Genomic DNA, 14,902 nt, shown 5'->3' on the forward strand with positions numbered 1-14,902 from the left:
GAAAAAGAAAAATAGCGGTGAAATTATACAACTTTGGCCTAACTTGCTCTCCACTTTTTCCGGGCAAAATCAGCTTCTTCTTAACTTGACACGTATACTTAAAAGAACCCTCTAAGTTTTCTAGCACGGCTTGGATGTTTCAACTTGCGCAGTGCTTTTGCCTCTATTTGCCTAATTCTCTCACGTGTTACATTAAAAATTTTTCCTACTTCTTCTAAGGTATGTTCCTTCCCATCTTTGCCAAGGCCAAAACGCATTCTTAAAATTCTTTCTTCCTTTGGTGTTAAAGTTGCAAGAACATTGGTTGTAATGCCACGCAAGTCAGCAAGTATTGCAGCATCCTCTGGCCTGGAGACTCGCTTGTCTTCTATACAATCACCAAAGGTACTACTATCATCTTTTCCTGTTGGAGCTTCAAGACTTACTGGATCCCTTGCTATTTTCATAACTTTGCGTATTCTTTCCAGTGGCATTGTCAGTTCTACACTCAATTCCTCTAACGTCGGCTCTCTTCCCATCTCATGAGTCATCTTTCTTAATGCTCTGTTGATTTTACTGATAATTTCCACCATATGAACTGGTATTCTAACTACTTTAGACTGCTCAGGTATTGCTCTAGTGATTGATTGTCTTACCCACCAAGTGCCATAAGTTGAAAATTTATATCCACGTTTGTAATCAAACTTATCTACGGCCTTCATAAGACCAATATTGCCTTCTTGTATCAAATCAAGCAGATCAAGGCCTCTTTTTGAATACTTCTTAGCAATGGAAACTACTAGCCTTAAGTTAGCCTTAATCATTTCTTGCTTTGCTTCAGAGACTTCTCGTTCGTGTTTTTGTATTCTCTTGATTAGCTCCTTAAATTCTTGTACGTTATCTTCCTGTATATGCTGCTTAATACCGTTCAAGGTACCAGCTATATGTTCAGAGTTATCGTCTATAAACCTTAAAAATTTGTTTTTTAATTCACCTGTAAAAGAGGACTGATTTTCATTGATCTTTAAAAGACTTATCTTTTTCAATTCGTGCTTTAAAAGCACGTCATCATAAACTTTATAGAAACTTTCTCTATCGATATCGTATTTTCTAGCCTCAGCAATAAGATTAGCCTCTTCAAGCGTAATGGATCTATTTATCTTATAAAGTTCTTGTGTAATTCTGGCAACAGCAGCATCACTTAACTTAATTTGTAATGCTATAGACCATATTTGATTATACAAATTTTCTAGCTCATTAGAGAAATTTTTAGAATTTTTTCTTAATATCAACGCTTCATTTGTTAAAGTAATTGTCTCATCCAATGCAACTATGACCTTTGGCAATAAGTCACTTTCCATTTCAAGAATAGAAACATTTAAATTGACTGAACTTATATCTTCATTATTACCGTCTTTCTCATCATCACTTTTTTTACTATCTTTCTCATCATCACTACAGTACTCAGCATCTTCAGAAACATCCTCAGAATCCTCAACATCTTCAGCACTTTCTTCACTCTCTTCACTTTCTTCTTTGGGTACCACATTAAAATCAGAGTTATAAATTGCATCCAGATCTATAATTTCTCTCAGTAAGAGAGCTCCATTACTTAAATCATCACGCCATACTTTTATCACCTTTAATGTTACTGATGTTTCAATTATTGCACGTAACATGTTATGCTTTTCAGATTCAATTTTTTTTGCTATCTCGATTTCATCTGCCCTTGATAAAAGCTTTACGGAGCTCATGTCTTGTAAATAAATCCTCACTGGATCATCATTTTGTACTAAAGTTGCAGTAACATTTGGCGATGTGTCATCATCATCAAGTTTACTATCATCACTGTTGGAAGGAATATCTTCTTTATCTTCGCTACTTTCAAGCACATTAATTCCGGAATCCTGCAATAAAGATATAGCATCATCTATAAAGTCAGACGAAAAATTTTCATCTGATAATTTATCATTTATATCATCAAAGGTGATAAAACCACCCTTTTTTATACTCTTAGTTACCAGATCTTTGATAATTTTTTTCTTATCTTCTGCATCATTAATAGTTGACATCATTACCTTTATAGTTTATAATTTTATTTCTTATTAACAAACAAACTTACAACGAGCAAGTCTATAATTTTACTTTTAACTTGTGGCTATTTGTTACTTCATATAGTTTAAGATACTGTTAATTTATGTACACTTGTCTTAATCGATTGTTCCATACTTTTCTTCCATTTTTACTGCTATGGATAATCCAACTGAAAATGTTGCAATTCCAACCACTATAGCAGTAAGCATTAAAACATGGGGTATAGGATTGCTATATGAATAAAAATTTGAAACCAATATAGGAGGCAAGGAACTTTTTATATATCCTAGAGATATGTAAAATAACAAAACAGATGCTTGGAAGACGCTTACCCCTATCATTTTCTTGATTAAATTTTTATCGTTTATAATAATATATAAACCTAGCACCATTAATACAATAATAATCGTATAATTATATAAAGTCATTGTTTTTTCCTACGAGCAAAATTTATATATATAATTAACATAGAGGAGCAGACAGTAAATGCTACACCTAATTCCACCAAAAAAATACCTAATTTTTGACCGGTTCTATTATTGGTTAACAAGATATCATAAGATAAAAAATTTTGGCCAAGTAAAGTTGTTGCAACGCCCGTTCCTCCATAAATTAAAATACCTAACACGTTAGTCAATCTAATCACAGAATAAGGTATTGCTTTTAGAGTTGTAGATACACCAAATAGCATTGAATATAATATTATCCCGGAGGCAATAATTATTCCTGCTTGAAAACCTCCACCCGGAGTGTAATCACCGTGAAATTGTATGTATAAACCAAATAAAATGATAAAAGGTATCATCAAAAATGTTACTGCATTTAATATCGGATCTTTAATCATTTTCTTTTTCTTCTTTTAATATCAACGTTATACAAAGCGCAGCAGTAAAAACTACTATAGTTTCTCCAAACGTGTCATAACCACGAAAGCTTGCCAAAATAGCTGTCACTATATTAGGAATACCGGTAGCTTTTTCGGTATTTTCCACATAATAAGGAGCAACATGCAAGTGGATCGGAGCATTGTGGCTGCCAAAATCTGGCAATTGAATCATAAAATATGACAAACATACAGCCAGAAATAACATAAAAAAAAGCGTTATAGGGTTATGAGATAGATTTACTTTATGATTCTTTATCAAGGAGAGTGCTGCAAACGTAAAAACTGTACTGAGCCCCGCACCAACAGAAGCTTCAGTAATTGCAACATCAGGTGCATTCATAATTAAGTATATAAGCGCAATCAGTGAACTAAATACACACATTAGAACAGCACTTACGACTAAATGTCGCGAGAAAACTATAAAAACCGTAACTGTTAGTAACAACAAAAGTAACACTACATTTAATATTTCTAACACCTTAGCCTTCTTTAACAGTTTTTTTCTTAACTTTATAATGAGTGCGCGCTAAAATATAGCTATTAGTTGAGTTAGCTACCCATATTATAAAAATTAATAATACTATTTTAACAGTATTGATTGAAAATCCATTCTGCAAAGCAAAACCAATTAACAATAACGTTGCACCGCTAGAATCTGTAATACCTGCTGCATGTAACCTAGTATAGAAATCAGGAAATCTGATCACCCCTATATTTGAAATAATTATCAAACAAATACCTAAAAATATGAAAATGGATCCTATCATAAATTATCAAAACAACATTAATCTCATTAGTGCTATAGTTGATATAAAGCTAACGCTAGCATACAACAATGCTATATCAATTAAAAAAAAATTATTCAGAATGATTGATATTGCTGTTATAAGTACAACTACTTGCGTTGAGAAATTATTGAACGCTAAAACCTTATTGTACACATCATTTGACTTAGACACTATGCAACACAACATTACACTCATACAGAACAACAGTGTATAGATAGCAATGCAAATCATTTAAAGACTATGTAACTTCAGTAGATTTCTAAACGGATACTTCTTCATCGCCATCTTGATCATTTATTTCATCATCTATTTCACCATCCACTTCATAATCTTGGCTTTCTTGACTTGCATCAAGGTCTGTGTTATCAGAAAAATTTAATAAATTCGCTAGCTTACTTGTATTACTGCTGTAAACATTATTCATATTTGCTTTCATGTATTCCTTGCATCTACCTACCAAAAGGCTAAACAGCTCATGAGTATCCACCTGTTTTCCTGCTATTTCATGTAAGGAAACTATGGTATTTTTATGACCTTTAAACTTAGCTGCTTGAATTGGATTACTTGCCCCTGTATTTAAATCATGTGTTCTTTGACTTGCCAACAGAACCAATTTGAAACGGTTACTTACCCGTTCTATACACTTTTCTACAATAGACTCAGCCATAAGATACTACCTTAATAAGTTTTATACTATATCACAAAAAACAAGTTGTCAACTTTGTATCTATTGCGATTCAACTTCATGTTTTACTTTTTCTGCCTCAGATTTTATTTCTTGGCTTTCTGTCATCGTGATTGTTATCTCATGATCAAGTTTTTTTAGAAATCCTAACAATCGCTCTAAAGAAAAACCATCTATTTTACCATTTTTAATTTGTGATACCTTTGGCTGATCAATACCAAGTTTCTCAGCTGCAAAAGCCTGAGTCCAAGCATTTTTTTCTACAATTTTATTTATTATATAAAGCAACTTTGTTTTTATTCCTGCACTGTCTAAGTTATTTAACGATATTATTTCCATAATTCTTACACTCACATATCAATTAACTTTATTAAATATTATAACATAATATTTAATATACCAAGATATTAATATCATGTAACTTGTCAATAATTATATGATATCAATATTTAAAACTTTAAGTTGATTATATATTAATATTTTTATCAAATTTCTAGTAATTTTAAATTACCATTTTACCATCAGTCTATCTGAAAAAACCATTTATAGAAAGAACAAGCTAAGATTACAAAGCTTGAAATACAAAAATAATTATTTTATAAATTTATCTTACATAAGAAGTTTATATCTCTATATCTTAATATAAATATTTATTTAAATTTTTAAAATTTCTATTTTAACGAGAATTCTATATATTATATTTATAATATAATTTAAATATTTGTTGCTTTTTAGCTGGAACATTATTTAGTTAGTAAGTAAAATTGTGTTGAATATGACAAAAATAAAAAAAGATATTGCTGTTATTATGGGAAGTGAGTCAGATTACACTACTATGGTCCATACCGTCGATATGTTAAAAGCATTAGAAGTTTCACATGACATATTCATAATATCTGCACATAGAACACCAGAAAGGCTCTTCAATTTTGCTAAATCTGCACAAGAAGAAGGTTTTAAGGTTATTATAGCTGGTGCAGGAGGTGCAGCTCATTTACCTGGTATGGTTGCGTCACTAACTTGTTTACCAGTTATCGGCGTTCCTGTGCATAGTAAACAATTAAATGGGCTGGACAGTCTACTCTCTATAGTTCAAATGCCAAAGGGTGTTCCAGTTGCAACCATGTCTATAGGAGAAAATGGAGCATATAATGCTGCCATTACTGCCGTATCTATATTGTCAATTTCCAACAGTGAAATTGCAGGTAGGTTAAAAAAGTGGAGAGAGAAACAGACCAAAGAAGTAAAAGAAAAACCAGTTTCATAATAAATCTATGGCAATAATTCTTTTAGACACAAAAACCATAAACCGTATAGCAGCGGGGGAGGTGATAGAAAGGCCAGCAAGTGTAGTAAAGGAATTAGTGGAAAATGCAATAGATGCTGGAAGTTTAGAAATAGAGATCAAAATAGAAAGTGGTGGGCGTAACCTTATTATTGTGACAGATGATGGTAACGGAGTAGAAAAAAACGATTTAGAACTTGCGTTTATGCGCCATGCTACTTCAAAATTGAGCGACAATGAGTTGATAGAAATCAAGCATCTTGGCTTTAGAGGAGAAGCTCTGCCTTCAATAGCAGCAGTAAGTAGGATAAAATTATCGTCTAAGGCAAGAGAAGCAAATGAAGCATGGTCTATAAGTTATGAGGGTGGAGAGAAAATAGGGGAGCAAACTCCTTACTCTTTATCACAAGGTACACATATTGAAGTACGAGATTTATTTTTTGCCACTCCAAATAGACTAAAATTTCTAAAAACCGAAAGAGCAGAAACTCAAAGCATTGTTGATATTGTAAATAACCTAGCAATGATTAACTATCATATAGGGTTTACTTTCAATTCAGGTAATAAAAAGCTCTTAAAATACGCTAAGCAGACTTCGTTATTTCATAGATTGTGTGAAGTAGAAGAAGAATTTCAGGGCAGTTCTCTGGAGATTAATGAAGAAGAAGACGGCATTAAACTTACGGGACACATCTGTAAACCGACCGTCAATCGTGGTAAGTCAACTCAGATCTATACGTTTGTTAATGGAAGGCCAATCAAAGATAATCTACTTATTGGCGCAGTTAGGTATGCATATCATGATTTTATTCCAAGCGATAGGTATCCTTTCGCAGCGTTACATTTAGAGATACCTTATGATCAAGTAGATGTAAATGTGCATCCAAATAAGTCAGAAGTAAGGTTTCAGAATAAGAAGCTCATATATGAGATAGTGACAAGAGGATTAATTAAAGCATTGTCAAGAAGGATAGGCACCTTTCTAGCGCATGACCAGAAAATGGATTCAACATTGCCAGATCCTTTTGATAAACCTAATGTTCAAAATGAAAGAAGGCCAAGTCCTTTTGAAAATCAACTAATAAAAGAATTTGCTTCTCCAAATGAAAGAGTAAAAAGCTTATCAGAACAGTCAAAATCGTTTGATTATACCGGCATACAGAAATTACCATCACAAGCGGAGACTATGGTTCTAGAAAAAAAGGTGTTAGAGCAAGTTGATTTGATAGAGAGCCACCCGCTCGGTTTTGCACGCTGTCAGGTCTATAATACTTATATTATTGCAGAGGTAAGGGACAAATTGATTATAGTCGATCAGCATGCAGCCCACGAGAGATTAGTATATGAATGCCTAAAACAAAAATCAAGTATAAAAAGACAAAAACTACTTCTTCCTGAAACGGTTGAAATCAAAAATCAAGCCGGAATGGAGATGATTGAAATCTATAAAGATAAGTTATTTGAAATGGGTTTTGATATTGAAATCAAATCAGAGAATAAAGTGATAGTAAAAGAAATCCCTGCAATTTTGGGAGCAATAGATGTGAAAGAGATGCTAATTAACATAATTGATAGATTAACGGAAATAGAAGATACATTGCCAGTAGAAGATAAAGTGAACAAAATATTGGCCACTATCGCTTGTCATGGATCAATTAGAGCGGGTAGAAAAATGAGGTTAGATGAAATGAATGAGCTGCTGAGACAAATGGAAAAAACCCCATATTCCGGGCAATGCAACCACGGAAGACCAACTTATATAGAAATGAAACTCAGTGATATTGAAAAACTTTTTGAGCGTAGGTAATGAGGTTGCCATAAATATGTAACCTCGTCATCCAAGTAGCTCATAGAAACGGATTAAACGAAAAAACTTCCTTGACAAACTCCGTCAGCCCCCTTATCATGAAAGTGAAGCTATTTATTTATCTTCTCTGTACAGATTAAATGACAAAAAAACTCAACGTATCTGGCGTCTCATGTTTAATTTTTTGTACTATGTGCACTCTATGTCTTTATCAAATTTCTAGGTTTTTACCTATACAAGCTGAAATACGCTATTTAAAACATCAAAAAACGCCAACTTAAAAAATGGATAGTGAATAATTAGCTACCCTAGGGTTTCTTTTGCCTTTTTTTCTGTTTAGTAAATTTCTTAAACATTTATGACTAAAGGTTAGTTGCATTAAAAAGCAGCTAAATCGCGGTATGACGTATAGAAACTAAAAAAGTTCTTTTTTAAAAAACTTAAGTTATACTTATAAGTATTTGATACTTTTTATAGTGATTATGTCGAGTTTAAGCTGCCTTTATGGTGATAATGCAGAATTTGTGGAAGAAATGTATAGCCGTTATTTGCAGGGTGATAAATCAATCGGGGAGGATTGGTATAGAATTTTTTCAAGCAATTTAGAAGTTAATAAAGCGGAGACCTGCGGTGCACAACATGTAACTAAGGTGGATGATTCAGTTTCTAGTTTAGCAAATTTTTTCAGATCTTACGGTCATTTTTTTGCGGATCTTAATCCGTTATCACCCAATGTGAATAAGGAAGTAGATTATCAGAAATATTCGAATCTATATCCGGCAAGTGACGCTGGAATCTATAGAGATATTTACTGCAAGAACATCGGTTTTGAATTTATGCATATCTCCTCTTATGAGGAGAGGATGTGGCTGCAGGAAAAGATCGAAAATCAAACCTATACGCTGAGTTCACAAGATAAAAAGGAAATACTGAGGCACTTAATTGAATCTGAGATGTTCGAGCAATTTCTCCATATGAAATTTCCTGGATATAAACGTTTTTCTATCGAAGGTGGGGAATCAGCTATCGTTGCAATTGAGAGAATCATTAGTGATTCTGCAGCTTTTAGTATTGAAGAAATAGTTCTTGGCATGGCTCACCGCGGACGACTCAATATTCTAACCAAAGTTATGGGCAAAGAATATGCGGCAATGCTATCTGAATTTCAAGGCAATCTTGCATATCCAGGTGGTCTTGAGGTGTCCGGTGATGTTAAATATCACCTTGGTTACTCTTCTGATCAAACACTTGCCAGTGGTAAGAAAATACATTTAAGTTTATGCCCTAATCCATCTCACCTTGAAGCGGTAAATCCGGTTTTGGCTGGAAGAATAAGAGCAAAACAGAATATAAGATCTGTGCTTGGCATATCAATTCATGGTGATGCGGCTTTCATCGGCCAAGGAGTGGTTGCTGAAACTCTAACCTTAAGCAATATTGAAGGTTATAAGGTAGATGGCATTGTGCACATTGTTATTAATAACCAAGTTGGTTTTACTGCTAATCCGTGTTGTGCGCGATCCTCTTTTTACTGTACTGATGTAGCAAAATCAATAGAAGCTCCAGTGTTTCAAGTTAATGGAGATAACCCAGAAGCTGTGAGTTTTGCTACAAGTCTGGCGATGGAATATAGGCAGAAATTTAAAAAGGACGTAGTGATTGACATAATATGTTACCGCAAATATGGCCATAATGAAGGTGATGAACCGAATTTCACTCAGCCACTCATGTATAAGGTAATATCAAAGCATAAAACTCCAGGAACACTGTATGAAGAGAAGTTGATCGCAGAGAAAGTATTAAGTGGTGATGAGGTAAATAAATTGCGCAGTGAGTTCAGGGCAAAATTAGATAAAAGTCTTGCTGAATCAGCGGCTTATACTCCAAAAAAAGCTGACTGGTTCGGTGGAGTGTGGTCAAAATTAAGAAGAGCAAAGTTGAACGATTTGAGCGAATACTACACGGATTCTGGTGTTCCGCCAGATGAGTTGAAAAAATTAGGTGTACATATAAATAGCAACATCCCAAGTAGCTTTAATATTAACAATAAGGTTAGAAAAATACTTGATGGCAGAATAGACAGCATAAATTCCGGTAGTAATATAGACTGGGCAACTGCCGAAAGTCTTGCGTTTGCATCACTGCTCACAGAAGGAATAGGAGTGCGTTTATCAGGACAAGACTCTGGTCGTGGAACTTTCTCGCACCGTCATTCAAGGCTTGTTGATCAGGTAACAGAAGAAGCGTTTATTCCGCTAAACAATATAAATGAAAAGCAAGCTCACTTTGAGGTCATAGATAGCGCTTTATCAGAGTATGCTGTAATGGGCTTTGAATATGGATATAGTCTTGATTCCCCGTATTCACTGGTGCTCTGGGAAGGGCAATTTGGTGATTTTGCAAATGGTGCACAAATTATGATCGACCAGTTTATCGCATCTGCAGAAACAAAGTGGTTGCGATCAAGCGGTCTAGTTTTATTGCTGCCTCATGGTTATGAAGGACAGGGACCTGAGCATAGCTCCGCACGTATAGAGAGATTTTTGCAACTCTGCGCAGAGGATAATATGCAGGTAGTTAATTGTTCCACTCCGGCGAATTACTTCCATGTCTTACGCAGACAAATGCATAGAGACTTTCGCAAGCCTTTAGTAGTGTTTACACCTAAATCACTACTGCGTCATAAAAGAGCAGTTTCTAACTTATCCGATTTTGAAGGAAAATTCCTCACGGTGATTCCAGAATGTAGAAAAGGTTTAGTTTCAAGTGATAAAGTACGAAAAGTTGTAATATGCAGCGGTAAAGTTTATTACGATATAATTGAAATGCTTGAAACACAAAAAATAAACGATATAGCAGTGATACGTTTAGAACAATTCTATCCGTTTCCTGCAGATAAACTAAGTAATGAACTTGAAAAGTACAAAAACGCTGAAATTATATGGTGTCAAGAAGAACCAAAAAATATGGGAGGATGGTTTTTTGTCAACCCATTGATAGAAGAAGTGTTGTCCAATCTCGATATTCAAGCAAAAAGACCTAAGTGTATCGCGAGACCTGCTGCTGCATCTCCTGCATGTGGTTATGCTAGTGTCCATGCTCAGCAACAAGAGGAGATTTTAAGACAGATCGCTTAGTATTTACAGTTATTGAAGCAGAAGTGGTGCTATAAAAGTAGCTGACACTTGAATCCGGTTGCATCACGCGCTGCAGCCAGGCGCAATAGAAAACGCATTACACCAATAAAGCCCTTTTGGTACTCAAGCAAATATAAAAGATTTTTATTCTATTAAAAAAAAATAATTTTTATTAAAATTTTCATTTATTTTTATTTAAAAAGTAAACATTATTAATATTTACTTTAACTAATATAGGATATATATGAATACAAAAATATTTGAGATGTTAATAAGGAGAACTGGTCTACGCAGAGATAGCAAAGCTGAGATCATACAGTTAAATAGAAATGAAAAAGCTTTCGTAGATGAGGATAAAAAATCTATCGAATTAGCTGAGGCCATTTTTGAAGAGAATAATATGTTTCATTTCCGCAAACCAGGTCCTGCTATGGATTACATTTTGCACAAATTAATAAATGATAGGAAGCTTTTCGAGGAAATGAAAGATAGAGGTACAAGTATAATACGTCTTTTTTCTTTGTTATCAATGTATCATGGTCGTCTCAATTGCTGTGTTATAAGAAAAGGAGGGTGTATTACTGAGTGTGGCATACTTGATTACGCTGGCACCTATCCAGAACTAGTGCCTTTAGAGGACTTTATACTTATTGAGCCTTGCTCGTACCTCGAGTACACTGTGCTTGATAATGATAACATCAGAAATAGGTTAGCTAGAGACTTGACTGAAGACAAAACAAAATTAGATATCTTTTTGAATGGAATTTTAGCAACAAAGAATTCGGATTTAGTATTATCTTGTATTAACAAGATAGAGGTTCTTAATGAGGAAGATAGATATTTTGTTAATCGCTTACAGAAAAACAACATGCTAGACTACATCTTAAACAAAGATGATACAACACTTGCAAAATCAACTCTAAAGGAATTGTTGAAGCTTTCTATTTTGCAGGAAGGAGAAAGCACTAAGCTAGAATCTCCCCAAGCTTCAAGTGTAAATGTTAGCAAAGCTCAGCAACATTGTAGTATATAGCTGGTGATAAAGTTTAAAATAATTGCATATACTAAGGCTCATTTAAATATAGAGCCTCAGTGGTGCTTAACTTTTTTAATTGATGGTGACTAGTAGCCCTACTATGATGTAGATCTATGCTCGCTTACAGCTAAAATTTCACCTCTATTAGTGGAATGTTATTCCAGCTATTGCTTCCATAGTCATCAATAGAAGCGTTTAAGTAATCTGTATCAAAGCGCACGGGCACATCAAATTCGAAGCTCGCAGTGATTATTGCATCTTTTACTGGCGGTTTCATGAATGTTATTTCTCCCGTTGAATAATTTACTGAATATTCACTCTCTTCTTTACCATTTAAATAAATCTTTACTGTCCCATGTACTGGCTTTTTGATCATACGTATATGCTTATCTTCCCCACTTACATAAGTTTTGATTAGCTGAAAAGTCGTTTTTTTGTTATCTCCTATACCAATCTCTTGGTTGATGGCTATAAAATCCGACCAATCCTTAAAACGAAACCCTATTGCTTTACCTTTTCGTGCATGAAAAAATGTTATTAGTTCTAGTAGCTGCTCGTTTGATCTGACCCCGTAAGCTATGTTGTATCTAGTGCGTGCATGAGACCAATTGATGTTGCGCTGTTCACAACCGTTATGAGTTGTTACAACGTCAGTGGAAAATTCCGGTCCTCCAGCGGAACCATAAGATATATTTTCTGGAAATCTAATTTCTGTGAATGACATATACCCTCCTGTAGAAATAAAGTTGAGTTGATGTAGATAAAGTAGGAAAAATCTTAAACTTTTGAAATTGCTTTATTAATAAGATCGTGCATTTTTAATCCCACCTTCTCTAAGAAAGTGTGGGCATTATCTTCTTGACCTTTTCCTAACTCGCTTTTCAGTTCGTTAGTGTCTTTATGACTCTGCGTTAATTGATATACACAAACACATGCAGCGACTAAAGCAGTTCCAGCAAGACATGCAAAAGGAATTGCTTGAGTAATGATAGCAGCTATAGCAGATGCTGTGAATGCTATAGCTGTTATTACAGTAGCTATTACATAAATAGCCTCTTTCCTGTAACTATTGATTAATTTTTTTTGTATTTCTTTTTGTTGTGTTTTTTGTTCTTGCTGATGAGAGGAAGGGATTTTTTTATCTGTGTAAATTTGTAAAACCGGCGCACTAGTGTTGATATTAATTATTTCTTGTTGTACTTCTTTCTCTGATTGATCAGAAGTAGGAACTCTTTTACCTGTGCCAAGAATTGCTTCACTAGAAACTTGTTGATCTTCTTTTATATCTTCAGAAATTCCACTAAGGAGTGGTACAAAATGTTGCATGTAATTCACTACTCCTACAGTTTTTTTACTATTATCTATCTTTAATTGATCAAGATTCACACCTTGTATAAAAACTTCTAGATCATCATCATGTGCTGTAATTTTAGTTACTGTAACTTTTTGACTATCTTCCTCTATTGAATAAATATCAAGCTCCACTTCATACTTATCACATATCATTCTCCCTTCAATCCCTGGGCGACCCCATATAGGTAGGCTAGCTTCTGTAGCCATACTTCTAATATCTTTTAAATATCTATCAAAAGATGCAATATTGTCTGGTATAATATTGTTCTGGTTATCTTTCATTACATTTCCATTTGAACCTATCATAGGTACAGCATATCCTTCAGCAATATTTTTTGTTATTTCATCAAAAACCCATCGTGAGTCCTTTTTGTTTTCAGCATAATCTGCACAATCTTTTCTTAATGATTTTGCGGTAAAACGATGACCAGGTTTTAACTCATTCAACCCTTGAGCCACGGAGTCAAAAAAGCAATCCCCTGTCTTTAGAGCAGCCCCTATCTTTAGTTTTTTAGAATAAGCACTCTTTAAATTATGCAATAAATTACTTGATTTTTTCTTTTCTTTGATTTGTCGAAAAAGAGCAATTGGTTCTCTTGTATAATTAGGTTCTTTCATATTGTAACTCCAGAATGGTAATTATATATTGAGTTTAACACTTTTTAATGGATTAGTCAATCTTTGCAGGCTGAGGTTATGCTTGACTATAGGCATCACCTGCTTTTCTTGAGCTACTGTGTCACTTCTACGTGCCGTTACTTATCACACCCACAGTTACTATACTCAGGTTCATTTGAGTTGTCAAGCAAAAAAAATAAAATTTTATGGCAAATTGAAACTAGCCTTGCTTGTGACTTAATTCATCTACTTTTTTGCGTAGTATATTTAAATCAGTTGCTCCTACAAACAGACTATCCCCAATTATTAAAAAAGGTGTACCACCTACTCCCAAATCTCTTACTAGAAGCCTACTGTTGTTTATCATTTGCTCAATTTTGTCCGCGTTATCTTTTATGGAATCATTAAAATCGTCCTCATCAATCCCTATGCTTTTCACTATATCCAATATGCTTTCGTCTGAAAATCCTCCTTTGTGACTTAAAGCAGAATAGTGAAAATCGAAATATTTTTCTTTATCAATAAAGTAAACAGCTAAAGCGCTTTTTGCTGCCCTTAAAGAGTCATTACCAAGTATTGGAGCATCCCTAAAGATATACTTAATTTTACCGTCGTTAATTAACTGCTTTATATCATTCTTCATAGCTTTGCAATATCCACAAGAATAGTCAAAGAAGCCTACAGCTATAACACTACTATTTTCATTTCCTGAGTAAGGATAAGCGGAGTCGAATATTTCATTTTTGTACTGTAAAATTTTACCTTTAGTCGCGTTATCTCGAGCAGCGTAACTACTTTTAATCGACTCCTCTTTGAGAGTTTTTACGATCTTATCAAAATTTCTACTGATATAATCATCTAATCTCGTACTTATTTGGTCATCGGTTAGGGTTTGACCGCGGTGTGAAAGCCAATTGTTTATTACTGGTAAACTTGCTACTGCCAGTATAAGAATCAATGAAAACGATATTCTAGACATATACTTATTAAAGAACCTACAATATAAAACTTTTAGTACACATTTATCTATATATTAAAAGAAGCATCTAATGTTAATATATAAAAACATTTATATCAAGTGTATTTTATAGTCAGTTTTGCCTCGAATACAAACTTTACGTACAATGATTAGGTATATTGTCACAAAGTTCATCAGAAGACTTGATAATGTAGGTGACCAAACTACCCCCAGAATAGCCAATTATGAGATGCTCTATCTTTTACCGCCGCGCTG

General features: G+C 34.0%; 15 protein-coding genes. 4 read left to right on the forward strand and 11 right to left on the reverse strand.

Annotation, left to right across the window (positions count from 1 at the left end):
• Positions 1–98 precede the first annotated feature (98 nt).
• From rpoD to ABWU40_RS01295, 8 genes are all read right to left on the reverse strand, one after another.
• A complete protein-coding gene (rpoD, locus tag ABWU40_RS01260; RefSeq protein ID WP_353279224.1) occupies positions 99–2,051 on the reverse strand; it encodes an RNA polymerase sigma factor RpoD in 1,953 nt (650 codons plus the stop codon).
• 138 nt (positions 2,052–2,189) lie between these two features.
• Complete coding sequence (locus ABWU40_RS01265) at positions 2,190–2,501, reverse strand: cation:proton antiporter subunit C (protein ID WP_006279706.1); 312 nt, start codon at positions 2,499–2,501, stop codon at positions 2,190–2,192.
• Entirely contained in the window at positions 2,498–2,917 is a 420-nt protein-coding gene (locus tag ABWU40_RS01270; RefSeq protein WP_006279705.1) for a Na(+)/H(+) antiporter subunit B, read from the reverse strand. Before ABWU40_RS01270 ends, ABWU40_RS01265 begins: the two co-directional genes overlap by 4 nt.
• Positions 2,910–3,437 (reverse strand): DUF4040 domain-containing protein, encoded by a 528-nt coding sequence (locus ABWU40_RS01275; RefSeq protein ID WP_015589497.1) that lies wholly within the window; start codon positions 3,435–3,437, stop codon positions 2,910–2,912. The genes ABWU40_RS01270 and ABWU40_RS01275 overlap by 8 nt, the downstream gene beginning before the upstream one ends.
• A gap of 1 nt (position 3,438) precedes the next feature.
• Entirely contained in the window at positions 3,439–3,726 is a 288-nt protein-coding gene (gene mnhG / locus ABWU40_RS01280) for a monovalent cation/H(+) antiporter subunit G (RefSeq protein WP_006279703.1), read from the reverse strand.
• Positions 3,727–3,732: 6 nt separating this feature from the next.
• Positions 3,733–3,978, reverse strand: a complete 246-nt coding sequence (locus ABWU40_RS01285) for a monovalent cation/H+ antiporter complex subunit F (protein WP_007548527.1) — start codon at positions 3,976–3,978, stop codon at positions 3,733–3,735.
• Between the two features lie 28 nt (positions 3,979–4,006).
• Positions 4,007–4,414 (reverse strand): DNA-directed RNA polymerase subunit omega, encoded by a 408-nt coding sequence (gene rpoZ, locus ABWU40_RS01290; RefSeq protein WP_141456852.1) that lies wholly within the window; start codon positions 4,412–4,414, stop codon positions 4,007–4,009.
• 60 nt (positions 4,415–4,474) lie between these two features.
• The gene (locus ABWU40_RS01295) at positions 4,475–4,771 is read right to left on the reverse strand and encodes a helix-turn-helix domain-containing protein (protein ID WP_012673420.1); all 297 of its coding nucleotides are present in this window, start codon (positions 4,769–4,771) and stop codon (positions 4,475–4,477) included.
• 436 nt (positions 4,772–5,207) lie between these two features.
• On the opposite strand from ABWU40_RS01295, the gene purE reads away from it, so the two are divergent.
• The 4 genes from purE to ABWU40_RS01315 all read left to right on the forward strand — a co-directional run bounded on the left by purE (position 5,208) and on the right by ABWU40_RS01315 (position 11,694).
• Positions 5,208–5,699 (forward strand): 5-(carboxyamino)imidazole ribonucleotide mutase, encoded by a 492-nt coding sequence (purE, locus tag ABWU40_RS01300; RefSeq protein ID WP_015589499.1) that lies wholly within the window; start codon positions 5,208–5,210, stop codon positions 5,697–5,699.
• A 7-nt stretch (positions 5,700–5,706) separates the two neighbouring features.
• The gene (gene mutL, locus ABWU40_RS01305) at positions 5,707–7,524 is read left to right on the forward strand and encodes a DNA mismatch repair endonuclease MutL (protein WP_141456850.1); all 1,818 of its coding nucleotides are present in this window, start codon (positions 5,707–5,709) and stop codon (positions 7,522–7,524) included.
• 482 nt (positions 7,525–8,006) lie between these two features.
• The gene (locus ABWU40_RS01310) at positions 8,007–10,661 is read left to right on the forward strand and encodes a 2-oxoglutarate dehydrogenase E1 component (protein ID WP_353279227.1); all 2,655 of its coding nucleotides are present in this window, start codon (positions 8,007–8,009) and stop codon (positions 10,659–10,661) included.
• A gap of 244 nt (positions 10,662–10,905) precedes the next feature.
• On the forward strand, positions 10,906–11,694 hold the full coding sequence (locus ABWU40_RS01315) for a hypothetical protein (protein WP_015589502.1): 789 nt from the start codon (positions 10,906–10,908) through the stop codon (positions 11,692–11,694).
• 130 nt (positions 11,695–11,824) lie between these two features.
• Here the strand turns inward: ABWU40_RS01315 and ABWU40_RS01320 are convergent, their stop codons facing one another.
• The 3 genes from ABWU40_RS01320 to ABWU40_RS01330 all read right to left on the reverse strand — a co-directional run bounded on the left by ABWU40_RS01320 (position 11,825) and on the right by ABWU40_RS01330 (position 14,647).
• Positions 11,825–12,421 carry a TIGR02217 family protein gene (locus ABWU40_RS01320; RefSeq protein ID WP_141456846.1) on the reverse strand — a complete coding sequence of 199 codons (597 nt, stop codon included), beginning with the start codon at positions 12,419–12,421 and terminating at the stop codon, positions 11,825–11,827.
• 53 nt (positions 12,422–12,474) lie between these two features.
• Entirely contained in the window at positions 12,475–13,668 is a 1,194-nt protein-coding gene (locus tag ABWU40_RS01325) for a hypothetical protein (protein WP_353279229.1), read from the reverse strand.
• A gap of 220 nt (positions 13,669–13,888) precedes the next feature.
• On the reverse strand, positions 13,889–14,647 hold the full coding sequence (locus tag ABWU40_RS01330; RefSeq protein ID WP_141456844.1) for a DsbA family protein: 759 nt from the start codon (positions 14,645–14,647) through the stop codon (positions 13,889–13,891).
• Between the last annotated feature and the right edge of the window lie 255 nt (positions 14,648–14,902).

Origin of the sequence: Wolbachia endosymbiont (group A) of Cydia amplana, assembly GCF_964028495.1 — a bacterium.
GTDB classification, from domain to species: Bacteria; Pseudomonadota; Alphaproteobacteria; order Rickettsiales; family Anaplasmataceae; genus Wolbachia; species Wolbachia pipientis.

Coding starts and splice junctions, on each gene's coding strand:
- ABWU40_RS01295 (WP_012673420.1), bottom strand. CDS start 4,771: ATGGAAATAATATCGTTAAATAACTTAGACAGTGCAGGAATAAAAACA.
- ABWU40_RS01270 (WP_006279705.1), bottom strand. CDS start 2,917: ATGATTAAAGATCCGATATTAAATGCAGTAACATTTTTGATGATACCT.
- ABWU40_RS01285 (WP_007548527.1), bottom strand. CDS start 3,978: ATGATTTGCATTGCTATCTATACACTGTTGTTCTGTATGAGTGTAATG.
- rpoD (WP_353279224.1), bottom strand. CDS start 2,051: ATGTCAACTATTAATGATGCAGAAGATAAGAAAAAAATTATCAAAGAT.
- mutL (WP_141456850.1), top strand. CDS start 5,707: ATGGCAATAATTCTTTTAGACACAAAAACCATAAACCGTATAGCAGCG.
- rpoZ (WP_141456852.1), bottom strand. CDS start 4,414: ATGGCTGAGTCTATTGTAGAAAAGTGTATAGAACGGGTAAGTAACCGT.
- mnhG (WP_006279703.1), bottom strand. CDS start 3,726: ATGATAGGATCCATTTTCATATTTTTAGGTATTTGTTTGATAATTATT.
- ABWU40_RS01320 (WP_141456846.1), bottom strand. CDS start 12,421: ATGTCATTCACAGAAATTAGATTTCCAGAAAATATATCTTATGGTTCC.
- ABWU40_RS01315 (WP_015589502.1), top strand. CDS start 10,906: ATGAATACAAAAATATTTGAGATGTTAATAAGGAGAACTGGTCTACGC.
- ABWU40_RS01310 (WP_353279227.1), top strand. CDS start 8,007: ATGTCGAGTTTAAGCTGCCTTTATGGTGATAATGCAGAATTTGTGGAA.
- ABWU40_RS01330 (WP_141456844.1), bottom strand. CDS start 14,647: ATGTCTAGAATATCGTTTTCATTGATTCTTATACTGGCAGTAGCAAGT.
- ABWU40_RS01325 (WP_353279229.1), bottom strand. CDS start 13,668: ATGAAAGAACCTAATTATACAAGAGAACCAATTGCTCTTTTTCGACAA.
- purE (WP_015589499.1), top strand. CDS start 5,208: ATGACAAAAATAAAAAAAGATATTGCTGTTATTATGGGAAGTGAGTCA.
- ABWU40_RS01265 (WP_006279706.1), bottom strand. CDS start 2,501: ATGACTTTATATAATTATACGATTATTATTGTATTAATGGTGCTAGGT.